Origin of the sequence: Bacillus sp. FSL K6-2839 (assembly GCF_038003365.1) — a bacterium.
GTDB lineage: Bacteria > Bacillota > Bacilli > Bacillales > Bacillaceae > Bacillus.
The window spans coordinates 471,630-487,250 of record NZ_JBBOOZ010000001.1 but is presented as its reverse complement, the minus strand read 5'-3'; the positions used below and the strand labels follow the sequence as shown (position 1 = coordinate 487,250).

The following is a 15,621-nucleotide window of genomic DNA, read 5'->3' as shown; positions in this document are numbered from 1 at the left end:
TTAAAAAATGAAATGAAAAAGCCATTCAACCCAATTGAACGGCACACTGTCTTACATCACGGTTGAACTCTTTTCCATCTGCTTGTATGAATTGATGACCTCTTCTGTCTGTTTTGTAAATAAGGTTTGGACTTTTTGCAGTTCCTCCCGTTTCTGTTTGATTTGATCATGAAGCCTGGTCCACTCTTCTTTTTTTTCATCCTGCAGCAATTGTTTTTCTGTTTCTAAGCATAGATCGAGTTCTCCCTGGACATCGAGCAGCTGATCCATGAGCTGCATTTGTTCTTTGACAAGCTGATCGAAATCAGACATCTAACTCCTCCCTTTTATTCGAATCCACTTTTTGTCTGTATACCATTTCTTGAAAGAACGAGGAAATCCTTTGACTGTTTATGTAGAGGTTTTACAGGTTTTGTCGGATGGTGGTGAGAGGCAAAAAGAAAAGCACTTCATTCGTATATGAAGTGCTTTCCTCTGTTTCAGTGATTAGCTGTTTTGTTGTTTGTTTTGCTCAGCTTTTTGGTTGTATTTTTTTACTTGCTGTACGTCAGTCTCGCTAGCAAATTCAGTACCAAATTGACCGCCTTGTGCAGAAGCTTGGTTTTGTTTCTTCACTTGTTGTGCGTTTGTTTTGTTTTGTTGTTGATCCATCATTATCACCTCCACGCACATTAATTTGTGCAGAAGGTGTACATCCTATTCATGATTTTTTTAAACTAGCAAAGAACGTCCGCCATCCACAATAATGGTCTGTCCTCTAATCATGTCTGCCTTGCCTGATACAAGGAACTCCACGCTGTCGACCATGTCTTTAATTTCTACCATTCGGCCAGCAGGTGTATTTTTCTTCGCATCTTCTAAAAGTTCTTCCCGGTTCGGGAAATGTTTTAGTGCATCTGTATCGATCGCACCGCCTGATACTGCGTTCACGACAATATTTTTTTGTGACAGCTCAACGGATAGGTAACGCGTTAAAGCTTCTAGTGCCGCTTTTGATACGCCGACCACTGTGTAATTTTCAAGGTAGCGGATGGAGCCTAGTGAGCTAATGCTGACGATATGTCCGCCGCCGTTTTTCTCCATTAATTTCGCTGCTTCTTGTCCGCAGAATAATAAGGCTTTCGCATTGATATTCATCGTCCAGTCCCAATGATTTTCTTCAAGGTCCATGATTGGACGCTGAACACCTGATGCCGCATTGTTGACAAATACATCTAAACGGCCAAAGGTTTCATCGATTTGCTGAAACATGTCTTTAATTTTCTCTGGCTGGCCTACGTTGGCTTTTACAACCAATGTTTTCACGCCCATCGCTTCAATTTCTTCCGCTGTTTCAAGTGCGGCTTTTTTGCTTCTCGCATAGTTAATGACAATGTCATATCCTTTTTCAGCCAGGCGAAGGGCTACTTCTTTCCCTACTCCTCTGCTGCTGCCTGTAATTAATGCACATTTACGTTGACTCATTATGGTTCATCTCCTGATTTGAATAGTTTTCGTTCATTCGCTTCACACTAATAGGAAAATTCCTATTAGGAGGTTACATTCATGTATGTCGGACGCGATTTAAGCCAGCTTGGCATGATGTCCAAGGATCAATGGAAAGATACTGAGCTTGCTTTCTTTCATCATGCTTTCCAACAAATTTTACCTTATTTGAACGAAGAAGGGCAATCTAAGTATCGAGAAATCATTTCTGAAATTGAAGACCGCGGGGGTCTGCACAGAAATGAAGCCGATTATACTCATGGTACAACGGTTAAATACGACTAGGCTCTTCAAGTGCCATCTTCCAGATTTTTTGGTGTGAGACTGGCAAAGCATATGCCTCAAATTCCTCTGTTGTGACTTTTTTCAGCATCGTGTCATCAGATACAGAGGTAACTCGTCCAAAGAAAACAGAAATATTCCAGATGAGGTGGGTAAATACGTGCTGAATGGTGCCTTCTAAATCACCAAGCTCCGCTTGTACACCCGCCTCCTCTTTTAAGAAATTAACCAGCTGCTCTTTTTCCGTTTTTCTTCCCTTCATGGTTTCCATGTTAGGGAATTCCCATAAATTCGCAAGAAGACCTGTACTTTGCCTCTTATGAATATATAGGTTGCCTGCATCATCAAATAACACCGCTGCTGCCATTGATTTTGCAGTCGGCTTTTTCTTTTTGCTTTTCACTGGGAGCTCATGCTGAACGCCCTCCTCGAGTGCCGAGCAATGCATGTTCACAGGGCAAATGAGGCATGCAGGGGATGTTGGGGGGCAAATGAGCGCACCTAGCTCCATCAGCCCTTGATTGAATTCTGACGGCTTTTCCCGGGAAATGAGCTGATCGACCGCAAACTCGAAAATATTTCTCGTTTTTGGTTTTGCTATATCATCCCATACAGACAAAATACGGGAAATGACCCTCATGACGTTGCCGTCTACCGCAGGGTACGGCTTGTTATAGGCGATACTCAGCACTGCACCGCTCGTATACGGACCTACACCTTTAAGCTTTGAAAACTGCTCTTTCGAATCAGGGACAACGCCCCCGTAGGATTCATATACTTCTTTCACAGCTGCCTGTAAATTACGCACTCTTGAGTAGTAGCCAAGACCTTCCCATGCTTTCATGACCTTTTCTTCATCAGCTAAAGCAAGATCTTTCACCGTCGGGAATTGCTCCATAAACCGGTTGAAGTACGGAATGACCGTATCCACTCTCGTTTGCTGAAGCATCACTTCTGATACCCAGACGCGGTATGGATCTTGATTTTCACGCCATGGCAGTGTCCGTTGTTCTTTTTCATACCAATCAATTAAATCATGCTGAAATCCCGCAATATCTTTGCGGTCCAGCTTTTCTTGAATGTCTTTCATATCTATACTCCTTCTCATTGAACCGAGGGCTAACGTTCTGAAAAGAACCTTATTTGTTGTATACTGTTTGTAGATACGTTAACATGTTACATTAAATCAAGACAAAGCAAAAGTGCTTTTGCACATAGTCTTGAAAGAAGGCGTATACTTTGTATGATTGTTCCTAAGCATGACAACTAGGAGGTAATCAATTGGATACTGGTACTCATGTAGTAATGGGCATTTCTCTTGGGGGACTTGCACTTTTAGATCCAGCCGTCAGCGCAGATCCACACATGGCACATGCCGTGATGCTCGCGACCATTGCCGGCTCCCAAGCACCAGACATTGATACTGTGCTAAAACTAAAAAATAATGCGGTTTATATAAGAAATCACAGAGGATTTACACATTCCATTCCAGCTGTACTGTTCTGGTCAATACTGATACCGGCTGTGATTTTCCCATTTGTGCCGGGGGCGGATTTACTTCATCTGTGGTTATGGACTCTATTAGCCGTTGTGCTCCATGTGTTTGTCGATATTTTCAATGCATACGGCACACAGGCCATTCGTCCATTTTCAAAGAAATGGGTAGCGCTTGGGATCATTAACACGTTTGATCCTTTCATCTTTTTTACACACCTTGTCGCCATTGTCGTTTGGGCCATTGGCGGTCATCCCGGCTATACGTTCATCTCGCTGTATGCCGTGATTTTCTGTTACTATATCGTCAGGGTGATCATGCAGCTTCAGATTAAACATCAGCTGCGTGCACAATTCGATGAAATTGAAGACATTATTATTTCGCCTACAATGAAGTTCAGACAATGGCGCATTGCCGTGAAATGTAAATCCTCTTTCCATGTTGGGCGCAGCATGAATGGAGAAATCGTCATTTTAGACACCTTTAACCGTGTGCCGGTCCCTGATACTGAAATTATGAAAATTGCCAAACAAGACGAAAACATTTCAGCCTTTCTCTCCTTCTCCCCTGTCTACCGGTGGGAAGTAGATAAATACAAGGATCATTATGAAGTGCGGTTCATTGATTTGCGCTACCGCAGCAAAGGTCACTATCCTTTCGTCGCGATCTGCCATATCGACATGGATCATCAAATCAAAAACTCCTATACCGGCTGGATTTTCAGTGAAGAAAAACTGCAAAAAAAATTAAGACTCGGCTCTGTGTGAGCGAGTCTTTTTTTGTGTTTACATCTCTTACAACTTCGTCATATATTCCACAATAAACTCCCAAAATCCAGGTCCTTCCTGATAAATCAGCCGGTCTACTTTTTCGATGAGTTTGATATAGAGTTCTTGTTCGAGGTCTTCTCTTTCTTGATATGCCGTGTTTTGTAGTTTCTTTTTGATCATCGGTGTGAAGGTTTCAATGAGTTCTTCCATTTCTCCATTGGTCATTTTTTCTTCGTTCACGGACATCTCCCCCTGTTTCTTCTTTTAGTTTGTTGAGCGCTTTTTTGTGTATGTTTGAGATGTTTTGTCTCGTTTCTCCTAGCCGATCGGCTATTTCTTTCATTGTTTGACCTTCGACATAGATTTGAGTTAAGACCATTTTTTGTTTGTCTGTGAGCAGCTGGTAGGCCTTGTACAATGTTTGATCTTGCAGATGCTCTCCTAAGTCTTGCTGGTTGAAGAGCACTGCTTCATACGTATCTGTTTGAACAGGGTCTTTCACTTCTTGCGTATCAGGATGATCGAGTATAAGCGGAAAACGCTGCTGCTTCTTTTTTACTCGTTTGTCAAAGTCGACTGAAAAGATGCGTATCATTGTGAAGATATACTTGATGATGCGGATTTTCTGATAGAACTGTTTGAACTCGGAATCTAGTTTTTTGGCATTTTCTTCGTTTGGCTCTTCCATGACTTGCCGGAGCAGCTGCTGGTTTTTAGGGTTGCTTAAAAATTGCTGAATAAGCGGGTGGTCAACGATTTCATTCCATTTTGCTTTCAATAACAGCCGATAATCCATGTGCATCCTCCCCTTTGTTCCCTCTACTAGCATTAAGTGGACAAAAGTTAAAAAAAGTAAACTTCGTGAAACGGGTCTAATGGTTCATTTTATCCCCCTCTGCTTTCCTTTTTCTTCTTTCATACCACTTATATAGAAGACGAGTATCCGCTGGGAGGTGAGACAAATGGAGACCTTTTTTTCAGAGGAATGGCTGAAGCAGCTCGGTCAGGCTGGCTTCCCTGCCATTTTGACGGTTTACTTGCTGACACGCTTTGAACGAAAGTTTGATAAATTAAGCAATCTCATCCAACGATTAGTGGCTTCACAAAAAAATGATGAATCAGATTGACATCCGCTTGATTGGTTTCACCTTATGAAAACGAGGGCGAAATGAAAGGCCATTTGTCACCTCACACAATACGATGTTGAAAGGGGATTTTATCATGAGTGAAAAGCAAAATGGTGTACCACAGCCGATTCGAGGAGAAAAAGGAGCAACGGTCAAAATTCCACGTAATCTCGAGCGAGACAGACAAAACCCAGATATGCTCACACCGCCGGAAACAGATCATGGAACGGTCTCCAACATGAAATATTCTTTTTCTGATACACACAATCGCTTAGAAAAAGGCGGTTATGCCCGTGAAGTGACGGTACGTGAACTGCCGATCTCTAAAAGCCTTGCCTCTGTCAATATGCGGCTAAAGCCTGGTGCGATTCGTGAGCTGCACTGGCATAAGGAAGCGGAATGGGCATACATGATTTATGGGGAAGCCCGGATTACATCAGTTGATGCAGTGGGGCGAAATTTTACAGAGGATGTGACCGAGGGTGATTTGTGGTACTTCCCTTCAGGCTTGCCGCACTCTATTCAAGCACTTGAACCGGGAGCTGAATTCTTGCTTGTGTTTGATGATGGTTCCTTCTCTGAAAATAGTACGTTCCAAGTGACTGATTGGCTTGCGCATACCCCAGAGGAAGTCGTTCTCCAAAACTTTGGAATGACAAAGGAGCAATTTGAGAAACTGCCAGAGAAAGAGAAGTATATTTTCCAAAAAGGAATTCCTGGTTCCCTTGAGTGTGACAAGGTGAAAACAGAGCAAGGGGAAGTCCCGAATTCCTTTAAATATGAGTTGTTAAAGCAAGAGCCGATTACGTCAAGCGGTGGACAAGTGTGGATTGCGGATTCTACCAATTTCAAAGCTTCTAAAACGATTGCCTCTGCTCTTGTGAAAGTTGATCCAGGTGCCATTCGTGAGCTGCACTGGCATCCAAATACAGATGAATGGCAATATTTCATTTCTGGAAAAGCTCGAATGACGGTATTTGCTTCTGATGGACATGCGAGAACCTTCAACTATCAGGCGGGAGACGTTGGCTATGTGCCATTTGCGATGGGGCATTATGTAGAAAATACAGGCGACGAACCGCTTTATTTCTTAGAAATCTTCAAGAGCGACCATTATGCAGATATCTCACTCAATCAGTGGCTTGCAGTCACACCGAAACAGCTTGTTCTTGATCATTTAGATCAAGGTGAAGAATTCTTGAAATTGCTTGATACTGAAAAACACCCTGTCATCGCTGCACCTAAAAAAGAGGATTAATTCCACCTTCCTGCAAAAAGGCTGTCCTTTTTGCAGGTATCTTCATGTAAAGGAGTGTTGTTTATCCATGCAGCAATCTGTTCACGCTTTATGGCAAGGGGTGAAGTGGCTGATGGCGATATCGGTTGTCTGTTACATATTTTTGTTGTTTTGTGTGCTGTTCTTTCATTTGACGGGTGCTTTTTATCAATCAATTTTATCGCTGCTACTTTTTATGGGCATCTATGTTGTACTCGGGATCTCTTTTGAACATCTGGAGCACGTGCTCATGCAGTTTGTTCGAAAGTGCCGGTCTAAAAAACGATCCATCGTTTTCTATGCCATTTTATTTCACCTTTTGTTTATTTGGGGTGCTGTTTATTTATCAGACGAATTGGTTGACGGCATTTGGCTGTCTACTTCTGAGGAAATTCTTTTTGCCCTTAGTCTTTGGTTGTTTCATTTTTTGTTTGATTATGCGACGTTTCCGTTTGAGAAAGAAGCTTCATGACTCTCTATCGTCTTTCTGGAGAGAGCGCTTCTTTGATCTGCTTCATATGATGGATGTCGTGATCAATCAGTCCTTGAAAATAACTTGATAACGTCAGCTCGGATTGACCGATCAAAAAGGATGTATTCCAGCGAGATGCTTCGATTTTCTTCATTTCTTGAAGCAATTCTGTTCTGACAGCAATAAATCGTCCAATCGTCTCACTTCTCTCTTCGTGTCTCGCCCTTTCGGCTGACTGTCGATTCATTTCATGCACATCAGGTGCCTGCGGTAACGCTTGATTGTTCCAAAATTCCTTTAGACGATCGTGTAAAATAAATTCATCCCATGGAACGAAATGTGCGATGATCTCAGCAATGCTCCACTTTCCATCAGCAATGGCTCTGCGCCATTCTTCGTCTGTTATTTCCGCTAGTGACTGTACCCATTCAAGGGTGTGTTCATAATGATCAGTAATGGATTCTTTGTTTAACGTCAAATGGTTTTCCCCCATTCTCATGCTTTTATGTTGATTGTATCAATTTTGAGAAAGATAAAAAAACACCACTTATGATGAAAAGTGGTGTTTCTTGTGTTTTCTCCGTGCATATAGGATCGCACCAATCAAACTGAACAATGAAATCAACGCAAGAATTCTAATATAAGGCGGATAGTAGGTTAGCACAATCTCGTTTTTGCCTTTTTCTATTGGAAAACCAATAAAAGTGTAATTGGCTTTTTCAATATCGGTTTGATGTCCATTCACCGTGAGCTCCCAGCCTTTTTCATATGGAACAGGCAGAACCATGTAATCATCGCCGCGCTTGTTATCATATGAAATCGTAAAGCGGTTATTTTTAAGCTTTACCTGCTGGCTGCCATCATCCTGTTTTTCTTTTTCATATGCTTTCTCTAGGACGCGGTAAGGCTCTTGATACAGCTTCAGTTGATTGAGCTCATATGTCCCTTTTGGTACTCGAATGGAAAGGATCTTTTCCGCAGGGACTCGAATCGTCACTTCATTTACGCCTGTTTTGTAGATGGATGTATTGCTTTTTCGTGAGGTGACGTAGTCGTCAACGGATAACTGAAACCCTGCGTTACGGTCGGTCCGCTTCACATAAAAGCTCACATACACATCCCCTGAACGGGCCATATCATCTGGCAGTGTGATATTCAGGCCGCCTGTTTCTCCGTATACATCAAGCACGCCGTGTTCGTATATCGCCTGTTCGGTATGAATATTTGTATCCTTGACTCGATTTGGCGTGCGCTCAATTTCAGCGTTTCCTTTTTTGTCTAAAATCACACCTTGCAGCATCGCATGCTCTTTATCAAGTGCTGAGGCATTCTTTAAGGATCTTTCTGAATAAACGGTGCTCGTTGTTCTTGCAAATGGCAGCGGCCGAGTATTTTCATATACCTCATAATGCTCACTTTTCAAAATTGGCTTAAAATAAGCTGGTGGTGAGTAAGGCATCATGTTGTTTCTCATATAATACTTTCCGTAGGTCAGGCCGTATAAATTCGCCCTGTCCCCCATTGTTGCATACCGGCTGACACTTTCCCTTCCCATATCGATTTGCAGGTCATTCCAGTAGAAATTGAGCAAATGCTGATTCAATATACTTGAATACACACTCATGCCTTGAAAGCCTTCAAATAACGGGGTATTGTTTCGCACGCCGTTCATCCAATCAATACGGGCGAACGGATCTTTTGAGCGGCTTTGAATCTGCTGGATCAGCTTCATTTGCTCAGGCCCAGCATACGCTTCACTTTTCATATACGTATCTGATACTTCTTTAATATTGCTTCTTTCAGATAAGTAGCCCTGCTGATACACACCTGCTGTCAGTAAGCTAAAGACAATGAGCACAGCTGAAAAGAGACGAAGGTGCTGGCGTTTTTCCGCATGAATCCATAGGAAGAACAAGCTGATCACAAGCAGTCCTATGCCTGTAAATACAACGACATCCATGTTTCCCTTTGCTCGTTCTGAAAGGGCGACAGCGAGAAGGAATGCGATCCAGGCGCCTAAGACCGCACGCTTTTTCCACTTCCACTCGATTTGTGAGAAATGCTTGATGGTGATGGCAACGACCGCTCCAACTGTAAAGGCAAGAATGTATTCAAACCTGTACTGCGGTGCCGAAAAACCATTAAACACGCTCGCCATCTTTGGGCTAAAGTGAAAAACAATGAGCAGAATACTGATGGATGTGAACATGAAAAACCATCTGTTTCGGTAAAGCGGAACGAGGAACATACAAATCAGAAAAATCACGGGTAATAAATACACCCTGCTTGCAAACAGCAGATGATCATGCAGCTCGAACCAAGGAATGGCCTGTTCATACGGTGGTCTTACATTATTGAGAAAGCCATAAACAGACGGGATAAAAAAAGCGGCACTGATCCCAAAGGATAACAGCGTAGAGATCGCAAGCGTCCAGAACACCTTCCACCCGCGCTCCTCACTTCGCAGCTTGATCATATATCTGAAAACAAGATAGATCGCTAAAAAGATAAAATGAATATAAGCAAAGTAAAAGTTGTTGATGAGCATCAGGCTGCACGCCAAAATAAACCAAGCCGGCTTACCCGTTTTGAATATCCGTTCAACACCAAGCACAAGCAGCGGAAGCCACATCATGCTGTCGGTAAAAAACTCCCAAAATGTTTGATGCCGAAAATACACAATAGACAGTCCGTAAATTGCGGCACCTGTCAATGCACTTAGTCTATTTTGAACCATTGAAAGAAGCACACGGTAAGCGATGATTAGAATGAGCGTCAGCTTGATCACGCTCAGCCAAATCACAGCATGTGCCCAGAAATGAATGTCCGTTGACTGTATGAAATGAAGCGTATTCATCAGCCAGACGACAGCGACTGTCACCATAAAGACCGTCGACGTTGTGAAATAATACCCTAATTGCGTGTATGTACCGCCGCCTAGACCGAATTGATAGGAATAAAAGAAATTCCCTTTGACATATTCGTCGTAAAGCAGCTTTTTAAATGGGAGCATTTGCGAGATGCCGTCCCCATCTCCTGTCATGTACCGGCCTTGCGTATATTCATATAAGAAAAAGGAGTGTCCTAATAAAGCAAGAATGAGGCACATTCCAATGATTATCCATCTACGTTTCATCATCTAAATCCTTTCCACAAAAGATCCACTGTTCTTTGAAACAAAACAACCCAGCAAGCGATTCGTGCTTGCCGGTTATTTGACTCCACGTTATTTAAATAACTGTGTTAACACTCGGTCTTGTTCCTTTGAGCTTGTCTCTTGCTGCATGACATTTGATTCCTGGATCAAATAATGCGGCCTCTTTTTCGTTTCATAATAGATACGGCCAATATATTCTCCAATCACACCTAGACTCAAAAGCTGGACACCTCCGAGGAAAAGCACAGCCGATATTAAAGTGAAATAACCCGGTACCATCACGCCCGTTCTGACAATTTGAATAAAGGTGGCCACGATGTAAATCAAAGAGAGGAATAAGATCAGTATGCCAGTATAAAAACAAATACGCAGCGGGCGGTTGTTAAAAGAAATGACGCCATCTATGCCATAGTTAAATAACTTCTTCAGTGACCATTTTGTATCACCATGCTGTCTTTCTACATTTTCATAATAGATGACCTTTTCTTCAAACCCAATCCAGCAAAAAAGCCCTTTTGAAAAACGATTTCCCTCTTTCAGCTGAAGCAATGCATCGATTGCTTGGCGTGAAATTAAACGGAAATCCCCGACGCCATCACGCAAGTCCACTTCTACTACCTTGTTCATCACTTTATAGTACATGGATGCTAAGTAAGAGCGAAGCTTGCTGTCTCCTTTACGGTTCCGTTTGGCAATGACTTGATGATAGCCTTCTTCATACCCTCTGACAAAATCCTGAATCAAATACGTTGGGTGCTGCAGGTCGGCGTCCATGATGATCGCAGCTACTCCCTTCGCATATTCAAGTCCTGCCAGAATAGCGGCTTCCTTCCCAAAGTTACGCGAGAAGGAAATGTATTTGACCTTTGCACTTTTGCGAGAGAGCTCTCTCATGTATTGAAGTGTGTTGTCCTTGCTTCCATCATTCACAAAGATGATTTCAAAGTTATAATGAAAATCGCGAAACTCTTCCTCGAGTGCCTCAAAGATTCGTCTGATGTTTTCACCTTCATTGTAAGAAGGAATTATAACAGAGAGCAATTCTCGTTCCATATCGCACCTTCTCTTCACTTTTTTCACATAGTCTGTTATGTTCATTATTCCTTTTTTGTCAGAAAACGAAACCCTTTTTTATTATCCATAAATTACATGTCTCTTTAATCGTTCCATTATATCAAAGTTTTATTTCCAGTGATTTTCAGTAAGATGAATTTAATGTAATTTTAAGTTTAACCATTGTAAAAAGCCTGTAATTTCGATCACAGACTGGGTATTGTATCATAAAATTGTTTGCTTATTTATATATTTTCCTATTACTTGAAAAAGATGAGCGGGCACTTCTTTTAATGAAGCAGCCCTTTGTTCTGCCCTTGCAGATGCTCGTTTGCCTTTGATTGTTTATTTTGAAATAAATGCAGCTGCGCACCGTAGCTCTCAATCCATTCTTGGACAATCCGTTCTGTTGTTTCCTGTCCTTTATACTTGCGGCCAGCCTTTGCATAGGTCGTTTCAAAATCACTCCAAAGCAGCTCTACCCATGTACGTGCTTCTTCATATGTCAGCATATTGTTTTTTTCCATGAGTTGTTCTGTTAGTCGCTCAAAGTATTGTTCCATGTCGGTTCCTCCTTCATCTAGCAGAAAGTGCCTTTTTAAAAAAACCTCTTTTTTCATATACTACCCTTACGTCTTCAAAAGACGCAAATGATTTGTATTGTTTGGAGGGAATCGATATGCGTAATAAAGCAAAAGGCTTTCCAAATCAAGTGAATCACAAATTTGAAGGCGAACCAGGCGCCACAGATGCTTATGCGTCTAAAAGGCCGAATGGTGAGACGAATACACGTCCACAGGAACGTATGAGGGCATCAGGGAAACGCTAATTTTTCCAAAGGGAGTGCTTGAGATATGAGTTCAAATGGGAAATCGTATATGGAAGACTTTGTTCAATTAAGGACAACCGCTTACCCTCAACCATGGGCGAATGCAAAGCATTCTGCCTCTCAGGTCAACGGAGAAACGCAGCAAACGCAGCACGACATCGTACTTCAGAACAACGTCCGTAAACAGCGTTCGAAGTAAAGAAAAGGACTGATCTTAGGATCAGTCCTTTAGATTGTTGACAAAGGGCTAAAATGATTTTTATTTTAACCCTTTGTCTTCTTTTCAGCGTGATAGAAAACCTTTGCAGCCCTAGGAAGGGCGAGCACCGGAGTGGAGCGAATTTGACATTCGTGAGCACCGGCGTACAGACCTGACACCGAATGCGAGGGTTTGCCTACACGCCGGATCAGTTCTTTTGCGTAAGCATTGAAATCGGCAGGGCATCTTCCTTATTTGGAGCCGATACTCTGTATCCCCACGCAAATACGCCATTTAAATATTCCACGTAAAATTGCTCGTCTGTATCTTTGATTTGATATGTCGTTTTGGTTTGAATGAGAGCTGGATCTAATAAGTAGGCTTTGGCCATATCGATTTTCCGTTCTAAGACGGCATATTCATTGACAATGCCAAGCTGCTCAGCCTTTCGTGCTTTTTCAGAAAGAGAGGCAATTTCCTGCTTCAATTCGTATTCCGTCATCTCACTATAACGTTTTTCCATCTTTCATTCCCCTTTGTCTAAAACGTGATCAATTGTATCGAGATCAAAGCCTTTTCTGAATAAAAACTGCTTCACTTTCATCTTCTTTTCAAATGATCCGTCATATCCTACCTTGCGTTTTGCCTTCTCCAGCATATAGAGGAGGGCTTCTTCTTCCTTTTCCTCTTCTTGTCCATCATAGGCTTCTTGAAGGGCTTTATCAATGATCGCAAACGAAAATCCCTTTCGCTGAAGCTGAAGCTTGATGCGCTGCTCGATCTCTTTTGCAGAACGATTCTTTTCTTTTCTCACAAGCTTGAGAACATGATTGACGGCTTCCTCCAGCTGTAAGTCATCAGGATATTGCGATAGCGCTTGTTCAATGGTGTCATCGTCTATCCCTTTAAGCTTTAACTCTTTTTTCAGGACGGACGGCCCTTTGCTGTTCGTTTTACGGTGGGTGCTTACATAGGCTTCCGCAAATTCAAGATCATTTACATACTTGTAATGCTTTAATTTGTGTATAATTTCACTAATAGCAGGCGCTGGAATTTCTTTTTTCGTCAAATAATCGGTCACTTCTTTCACCGATCTCATTCGGTAGGATAAATAATCGACGGCCTGCTGAAATCCTTTTTTCACAGCATCACCGAATTGAATTTCAATGATATCTGCTTCGTCCAGCTCTTTCCCTTTTTTCAAATCGTGCTGGACGAGCACATCTAGATCAACGCTAAAGGCGTACTTTTCATCAAGAAAGATGTTCACCCGCTCCGTATTGTTTTTCTGAGCGGAGATTTTTGTAATATAGGGCATCCTGTGATCACTCCTTTTTTAAAACAATCAGGATGTTTCTTCTGATTCAAAATCGTGAAAAATATAGGTATATATATGAGAGGAGAGATATCAATTGAATATCGCCATCACCGGAGGAACCGGTTTTATCGGCCAGCACGTCACTAAAGTGCTCGCTGCTGAAGGACATCATCTATATATTTTAACAAGAAATCCAAAGGAATCCGAACAAAATCATTTACACTATGTGCAGTGGCTGACAGAAGGTGCTGCGCCTGAGCATGAACTGCCTGCCATTGATGTCTGGATTAACCTTGCTGGAAAATCCATTTTCACACGCTGGACAGACAAGGCAAAAGAAGGCATCCTCTCTAGCCGTATTCAATCCACACAAGAAGTGAGGCGCATTATAGAAGCGCAGGAATCGAAACCATCTGTGCTCATTCAAGCTAGTGCTGTCGGAATTTATGGCACGTCTCAAACAGGAGATTTTACGGAGGAATCACCTCCTGCGGATACTGATTTCTTAAGTCATACCTCAAAGCTTTGGGAAGCTGAGGGGCAAAAGATTGAAGCACTCGGCATTCGTACCGTCTACACACGGTTTGGTGTCGTGTTAGGAGAAAAAGGTACACTGCCACTGATGACTCTGCCATATAAGCTGTTTGCCGGCGGGACGATCGGCTCTGGTTCGCAATGGGTTTCATGGGTTCATGTCGAAGATGTGGCACACCTCATTGCTTATGCGATACACCATGACGACTTCTCAGGTCCACTCAATGTCACATCACCGAATCCTGTGCAAATGAAGCAGCTCGGACAAACGATTGCGTCTGCCCTTCACCGCCCTCACTGGCTGAAGGTCCCATCCTTTGTCATTCAAACGGCACTTGGTGAAATGTCATTACTTGTTTTAGAAGGCCAGCGTGCGCTGCCGAAAAAGGCGCTGCTTTCTTCTTATGACTTTTTGCATCCTGAACTAAAAGGAGCGATTTTGCATTCAGAGGAATAAATTTTGTCAAAAACACCCATCCTATTAGAAATGAGATGAGGGGGCGATTTTGATGAAGAAAAAAGAACACCAGCCAACTTCAAAGCTGAAGAAAACCCAGGAAGTCCTGTATCAGCAGGAATTCAAAAAAGCAGAAAGAGCAGCAGCAGAAAAAAGAAACAAATAAGATGGATATTCCACTCCAACAAGCACATAACTAAAGTGATCTTGTAAAGGAGGGAAAGGCTTTGAAAAAAGACCAACACCAAAAATCCAACCACGAGCTTGCAGCACAAGAGACGGATGGCGAATATGTTGAATTTTCCAAAGAACTTGCAGATCCGAATGACGTAAAAGCAATGGCACGTATGAAAGCAGCCGACCAGCGCGCCAAAAAACAATAAGTAAAAAAGCAGACACTTTAGCGGTCTGCTTTTCTTTTATTGAATTTCAGTTAAAAGACTTGATGCTTTCTGACGTGATTTTTCCTCAGGCACCTCTTCTGGATAACCAATGTGAAGGATCGCAGCAAAACGCTCGTTTTCCTTTAAGCCCATGTCCTGTTGAAAGCCTTTGTCATATAAAATGCGGCCGCTCTTCCAGACCATACCGATCCCCTGATCCCAAGCAAGCAGCTGGAAGTTTTGAATGAGCGCACTCACAGCGGCAAAATCATCATTTCTCACCACAGGATTCTCGTCTTCTTTTAGCACGACAAGTAAAAGCGCTGGGACCTTAGAAAAGTAATCTCTATATTGATTGATCTTTTCTTCCTTTGCATCTGGGTTGTTGCGCTGAAAGAACGCAATGAAGCGATCAACAAAAGTTGCTTTGGCCTCATCCGTCACCGCATATAGAAAGCGCCATGGCTCCGTGATTTTATGGTTCGGTGCATAGACTGCATCCTCTAATAACGGCTGAAGCTGCTCAATGGTCACCGGCGTTTCTTTGAATTTTCGAATGGATCGTCTATATCTGACAGCGTCTCGAATCGTTAACGCTTCTGTTTGTTGTTTGATTTCTGGCATATCTGTCATCCTTTCAATCAATCTTAATTGAAATTGATTCTCATTCACATTATAAACATCATTTAGGGCAATTTGCAAATGGTGTTTCCCTTCCTGTCTGCTAAAAAGTTGTTTGACTTTTTCAAGTAATGTTACAATCATATTACGTTTTAAACAAATT

Annotated in this window: 22 protein-coding genes and 1 pseudogene; 10 read left to right on the top strand and 13 right to left on the bottom strand. The window is 42.3% G+C overall.

What is annotated here, in order from left to right; translation table 11 throughout:
- Nucleotides 1-51: 51 nt before the first annotated feature.
- The 3 genes and pseudogenes from MHH26_RS02130 to fabL all read right to left on the bottom strand — a co-directional run bounded on the left by MHH26_RS02130 (nucleotide 52) and on the right by fabL (nucleotide 1,464).
- A complete protein-coding gene (locus MHH26_RS02130; RefSeq protein WP_034664977.1) occupies nucleotides 52-312 on the bottom strand; it encodes a YgaB family protein in 261 nt (86 codons plus the stop codon).
- Between the two features lie 174 nt (nucleotides 313-486).
- Nucleotides 487-636, bottom strand: a pseudogene (locus MHH26_RS02125) (gamma-type small acid-soluble spore protein); the annotation flags it as partial.
- A gap of 75 nt (nucleotides 637-711) precedes the next feature.
- A complete protein-coding gene (gene fabL / locus MHH26_RS02120; protein ID WP_024425211.1) occupies nucleotides 712-1,464 on the bottom strand; it encodes an enoyl-[acyl-carrier-protein] reductase FabL in 753 nt (250 codons plus the stop codon).
- Nucleotides 1,465-1,545: 81 nt separating this feature from the next.
- On the opposite strand from fabL, the gene MHH26_RS02115 reads away from it, so the two are divergent.
- On the top strand, nucleotides 1,546-1,770 hold the full coding sequence (locus tag MHH26_RS02115; RefSeq protein ID WP_060595815.1) for a hypothetical protein: 225 nt from the start codon (nucleotides 1,546-1,548) through the stop codon (nucleotides 1,768-1,770).
- Here the strand turns inward: MHH26_RS02115 and mutY are convergent.
- A complete protein-coding gene (gene mutY / locus MHH26_RS02110) occupies nucleotides 1,757-2,857 on the bottom strand; it encodes an A/G-specific adenine glycosylase (RefSeq protein WP_340972106.1) in 1,101 nt (366 codons plus the stop codon). The two genes, MHH26_RS02115 and mutY, sit on opposite strands and share 14 nt — an antisense overlap.
- Before the next feature lie 191 nt (nucleotides 2,858-3,048).
- On the opposite strand from mutY, the gene MHH26_RS02105 reads away from it, so the two are divergent.
- Nucleotides 3,049-4,029: a metal-dependent hydrolase gene (locus tag MHH26_RS02105; RefSeq protein WP_307499328.1), complete on the top strand. Its 981-nt coding sequence runs from the start codon at nucleotides 3,049-3,051 to the stop codon at nucleotides 4,027-4,029.
- Nucleotides 4,030-4,056: 27 nt separating this feature from the next.
- Here MHH26_RS02105 and rsoA read toward each other — a convergent pair whose 3' ends face one another.
- Together rsoA and MHH26_RS02095 are read right to left on the bottom strand one after the other, a co-directional pair.
- Entirely contained in the window at nucleotides 4,057-4,278 is a 222-nt protein-coding gene (gene rsoA / locus MHH26_RS02100; protein ID WP_148666385.1) for a sigma-O factor regulator RsoA, read from the bottom strand.
- Nucleotides 4,226-4,828: a sigma-70 family RNA polymerase sigma factor gene (locus MHH26_RS02095; protein WP_340972101.1), complete on the bottom strand. Its 603-nt coding sequence runs from the start codon at nucleotides 4,826-4,828 to the stop codon at nucleotides 4,226-4,228. Before MHH26_RS02095 ends, rsoA begins: the two co-directional genes overlap by 53 nt.
- 166 nt (nucleotides 4,829-4,994) lie before the next feature.
- Between MHH26_RS02095 and MHH26_RS02090 the strand changes: the two genes are divergently transcribed.
- The 3 genes from MHH26_RS02090 (at nucleotide 4,995) to MHH26_RS02080 (ending at nucleotide 6,907) form a co-directional block, all read left to right on the top strand.
- A complete protein-coding gene (locus MHH26_RS02090; protein ID WP_307499326.1) occupies nucleotides 4,995-5,159 on the top strand; it encodes a YvrJ family protein in 165 nt (54 codons plus the stop codon).
- A gap of 94 nt (nucleotides 5,160-5,253) precedes the next feature.
- Nucleotides 5,254-6,417, top strand: coding sequence for an oxalate decarboxylase family bicupin (locus MHH26_RS02085; RefSeq protein WP_307499325.1), 1,164 nt, complete (start codon nucleotides 5,254-5,256; stop codon nucleotides 6,415-6,417).
- Between the two features lie 67 nt (nucleotides 6,418-6,484).
- The gene (locus MHH26_RS02080; protein WP_060595810.1) at nucleotides 6,485-6,907 is read left to right on the top strand and encodes a regulatory YrvL family protein; all 423 of its coding nucleotides are present in this window, start codon (nucleotides 6,485-6,487) and stop codon (nucleotides 6,905-6,907) included.
- Nucleotides 6,908-6,911: 4 nt separating this feature from the next.
- Here MHH26_RS02080 and MHH26_RS02075 read toward each other — a convergent pair whose 3' ends face one another.
- From MHH26_RS02075 to MHH26_RS02060, 4 genes are all read right to left on the bottom strand, one after another.
- Entirely contained in the window at nucleotides 6,912-7,406 is a 495-nt protein-coding gene (locus MHH26_RS02075; RefSeq protein ID WP_106037161.1) for a DinB family protein, read from the bottom strand.
- Nucleotides 7,407-7,454: 48 nt separating this feature from the next.
- Nucleotides 7,455-10,046 (bottom strand): YfhO family protein, encoded by a 2,592-nt coding sequence (locus MHH26_RS02070; protein ID WP_307499324.1) that lies wholly within the window; start codon nucleotides 10,044-10,046, stop codon nucleotides 7,455-7,457.
- A gap of 87 nt (nucleotides 10,047-10,133) precedes the next feature.
- Nucleotides 10,134-11,117: a glycosyltransferase family 2 protein gene (locus MHH26_RS02065; RefSeq protein WP_034665005.1), complete on the bottom strand. Its 984-nt coding sequence runs from the start codon at nucleotides 11,115-11,117 to the stop codon at nucleotides 10,134-10,136.
- A gap of 290 nt (nucleotides 11,118-11,407) precedes the next feature.
- Entirely contained in the window at nucleotides 11,408-11,680 is a 273-nt protein-coding gene (locus tag MHH26_RS02060) for a YfhJ family protein (RefSeq protein ID WP_034665009.1), read from the bottom strand.
- A gap of 116 nt (nucleotides 11,681-11,796) precedes the next feature.
- On the opposite strand from MHH26_RS02060, the gene MHH26_RS02055 reads away from it, so the two are divergent.
- Both MHH26_RS02055 and MHH26_RS02050 read left to right on the top strand, forming a co-directional pair.
- The gene (locus MHH26_RS02055) at nucleotides 11,797-11,946 is read left to right on the top strand and encodes a small, acid-soluble spore protein K (protein WP_003217849.1); all 150 of its coding nucleotides are present in this window, start codon (nucleotides 11,797-11,799) and stop codon (nucleotides 11,944-11,946) included.
- Nucleotides 11,947-11,971: 25 nt separating this feature from the next.
- A complete protein-coding gene (locus MHH26_RS02050) occupies nucleotides 11,972-12,145 on the top strand; it encodes a YpzG family protein (RefSeq protein ID WP_003217811.1) in 174 nt (57 codons plus the stop codon).
- 208 nt (nucleotides 12,146-12,353) lie between these two features.
- Here the strand turns inward: MHH26_RS02050 and MHH26_RS02045 are convergent, their stop codons facing one another.
- Both MHH26_RS02045 and recX read right to left on the bottom strand, forming a co-directional pair.
- Nucleotides 12,354-12,668: a YfhH family protein gene (locus tag MHH26_RS02045; protein WP_106031317.1), complete on the bottom strand. Its 315-nt coding sequence runs from the start codon at nucleotides 12,666-12,668 to the stop codon at nucleotides 12,354-12,356.
- 3 nt (nucleotides 12,669-12,671) lie between these two features.
- Nucleotides 12,672-13,463 carry a recombination regulator RecX gene (gene recX / locus MHH26_RS02040; protein ID WP_307499322.1) on the bottom strand — a complete coding sequence of 264 codons (792 nt, stop codon included), beginning with the start codon at nucleotides 13,461-13,463 and terminating at the stop codon, nucleotides 12,672-12,674.
- Between the two features lie 94 nt (nucleotides 13,464-13,557).
- Here recX and MHH26_RS02035 point away from each other — a divergent pair, with 94 nt between their 5' ends.
- The 3 genes from MHH26_RS02035 (at nucleotide 13,558) to MHH26_RS02025 (ending at nucleotide 14,837) form a co-directional block, all read left to right on the top strand.
- Nucleotides 13,558-14,454 carry a TIGR01777 family oxidoreductase gene (locus MHH26_RS02035; RefSeq protein WP_340972093.1) on the top strand — a complete coding sequence of 299 codons (897 nt, stop codon included), beginning with the start codon at nucleotides 13,558-13,560 and terminating at the stop codon, nucleotides 14,452-14,454.
- Between the two features lie 52 nt (nucleotides 14,455-14,506).
- Nucleotides 14,507-14,620 (top strand): YfhE family protein, encoded by a 114-nt coding sequence (locus tag MHH26_RS02030; protein ID WP_080869592.1) that lies wholly within the window; start codon nucleotides 14,507-14,509, stop codon nucleotides 14,618-14,620.
- 61 nt (nucleotides 14,621-14,681) lie between these two features.
- Nucleotides 14,682-14,837, top strand: a complete 156-nt coding sequence (locus tag MHH26_RS02025; protein ID WP_034665021.1) for a YfhD family protein — start codon at nucleotides 14,682-14,684, stop codon at nucleotides 14,835-14,837.
- 36 nt (nucleotides 14,838-14,873) lie between these two features.
- Here the strand turns inward: MHH26_RS02025 and MHH26_RS02020 are convergent, their stop codons facing one another.
- Complete coding sequence (locus tag MHH26_RS02020; protein WP_223256567.1) at nucleotides 14,874-15,461, bottom strand: nitroreductase family protein; 588 nt, start codon at nucleotides 15,459-15,461, stop codon at nucleotides 14,874-14,876.
- Nucleotides 15,462-15,621: the final 160 nt, after the last annotated feature.

What these genes read in the sequence shown, in the direction of transcription:
- MHH26_RS02115 (WP_060595815.1), top strand. Translation starts at nt 1,546, where the DNA reads ATGTATGTCGGACGCGATTTAAGCCAGCTTGGCATGATGTCCAAGGAT.
- MHH26_RS02055 (WP_003217849.1), top strand. Translation starts at nt 11,797, where the DNA reads ATGCGTAATAAAGCAAAAGGCTTTCCAAATCAAGTGAATCACAAATTT.
- MHH26_RS02020 (WP_223256567.1), bottom strand. Translation starts at nt 15,461, where the DNA reads ATGCCAGAAATCAAACAACAAACAGAAGCGTTAACGATTCGAGACGCT.
- recX (WP_307499322.1), bottom strand. Translation starts at nt 13,463, where the DNA reads ATGCCCTATATTACAAAAATCTCCGCTCAGAAAAACAATACGGAGCGG.
- MHH26_RS02130 (WP_034664977.1), bottom strand. Translation starts at nt 312, where the DNA reads ATGTCTGATTTCGATCAGCTTGTCAAAGAACAAATGCAGCTCATGGAT.
- rsoA (WP_148666385.1), bottom strand. Translation starts at nt 4,278, where the DNA reads ATGTCCGTGAACGAAGAAAAAATGACCAATGGAGAAATGGAAGAACTC.
- MHH26_RS02075 (WP_106037161.1), bottom strand. Translation starts at nt 7,406, where the DNA reads ATGAGAATGGGGGAAAACCATTTGACGTTAAACAAAGAATCCATTACT.
- MHH26_RS02060 (WP_034665009.1), bottom strand. Translation starts at nt 11,680, where the DNA reads ATGGAACAATACTTTGAGCGACTAACAGAACAACTCATGGAAAAAAAC.
- MHH26_RS02050 (WP_003217811.1), top strand. Translation starts at nt 11,972, where the DNA reads ATGAGTTCAAATGGGAAATCGTATATGGAAGACTTTGTTCAATTAAGG.
- MHH26_RS02080 (WP_060595810.1), top strand. Translation starts at nt 6,485, where the DNA reads ATGCAGCAATCTGTTCACGCTTTATGGCAAGGGGTGAAGTGGCTGATG.
- mutY (WP_340972106.1), bottom strand. Translation starts at nt 2,857, where the DNA reads ATGAAAGACATTCAAGAAAAGCTGGACCGCAAAGATATTGCGGGATTT.
- MHH26_RS02045 (WP_106031317.1), bottom strand. Translation starts at nt 12,668, where the DNA reads ATGGAAAAACGTTATAGTGAGATGACGGAATACGAATTGAAGCAGGAA.
- MHH26_RS02030 (WP_080869592.1), top strand. Translation starts at nt 14,507, where the DNA reads ATGAAGAAAAAAGAACACCAGCCAACTTCAAAGCTGAAGAAAACCCAG.
- MHH26_RS02085 (WP_307499325.1), top strand. Translation starts at nt 5,254, where the DNA reads ATGAGTGAAAAGCAAAATGGTGTACCACAGCCGATTCGAGGAGAAAAA.
- fabL (WP_024425211.1), bottom strand. Translation starts at nt 1,464, where the DNA reads ATGAGTCAACGTAAATGTGCATTAATTACAGGCAGCAGCAGAGGAGTA.
- MHH26_RS02065 (WP_034665005.1), bottom strand. Translation starts at nt 11,117, where the DNA reads ATGGAACGAGAATTGCTCTCTGTTATAATTCCTTCTTACAATGAAGGT.
- MHH26_RS02095 (WP_340972101.1), bottom strand. Translation starts at nt 4,828, where the DNA reads ATGGATTATCGGCTGTTATTGAAAGCAAAATGGAATGAAATCGTTGAC.
- MHH26_RS02090 (WP_307499326.1), top strand. Translation starts at nt 4,995, where the DNA reads ATGGAGACCTTTTTTTCAGAGGAATGGCTGAAGCAGCTCGGTCAGGCT.
- MHH26_RS02070 (WP_307499324.1), bottom strand. Translation starts at nt 10,046, where the DNA reads ATGATGAAACGTAGATGGATAATCATTGGAATGTGCCTCATTCTTGCT.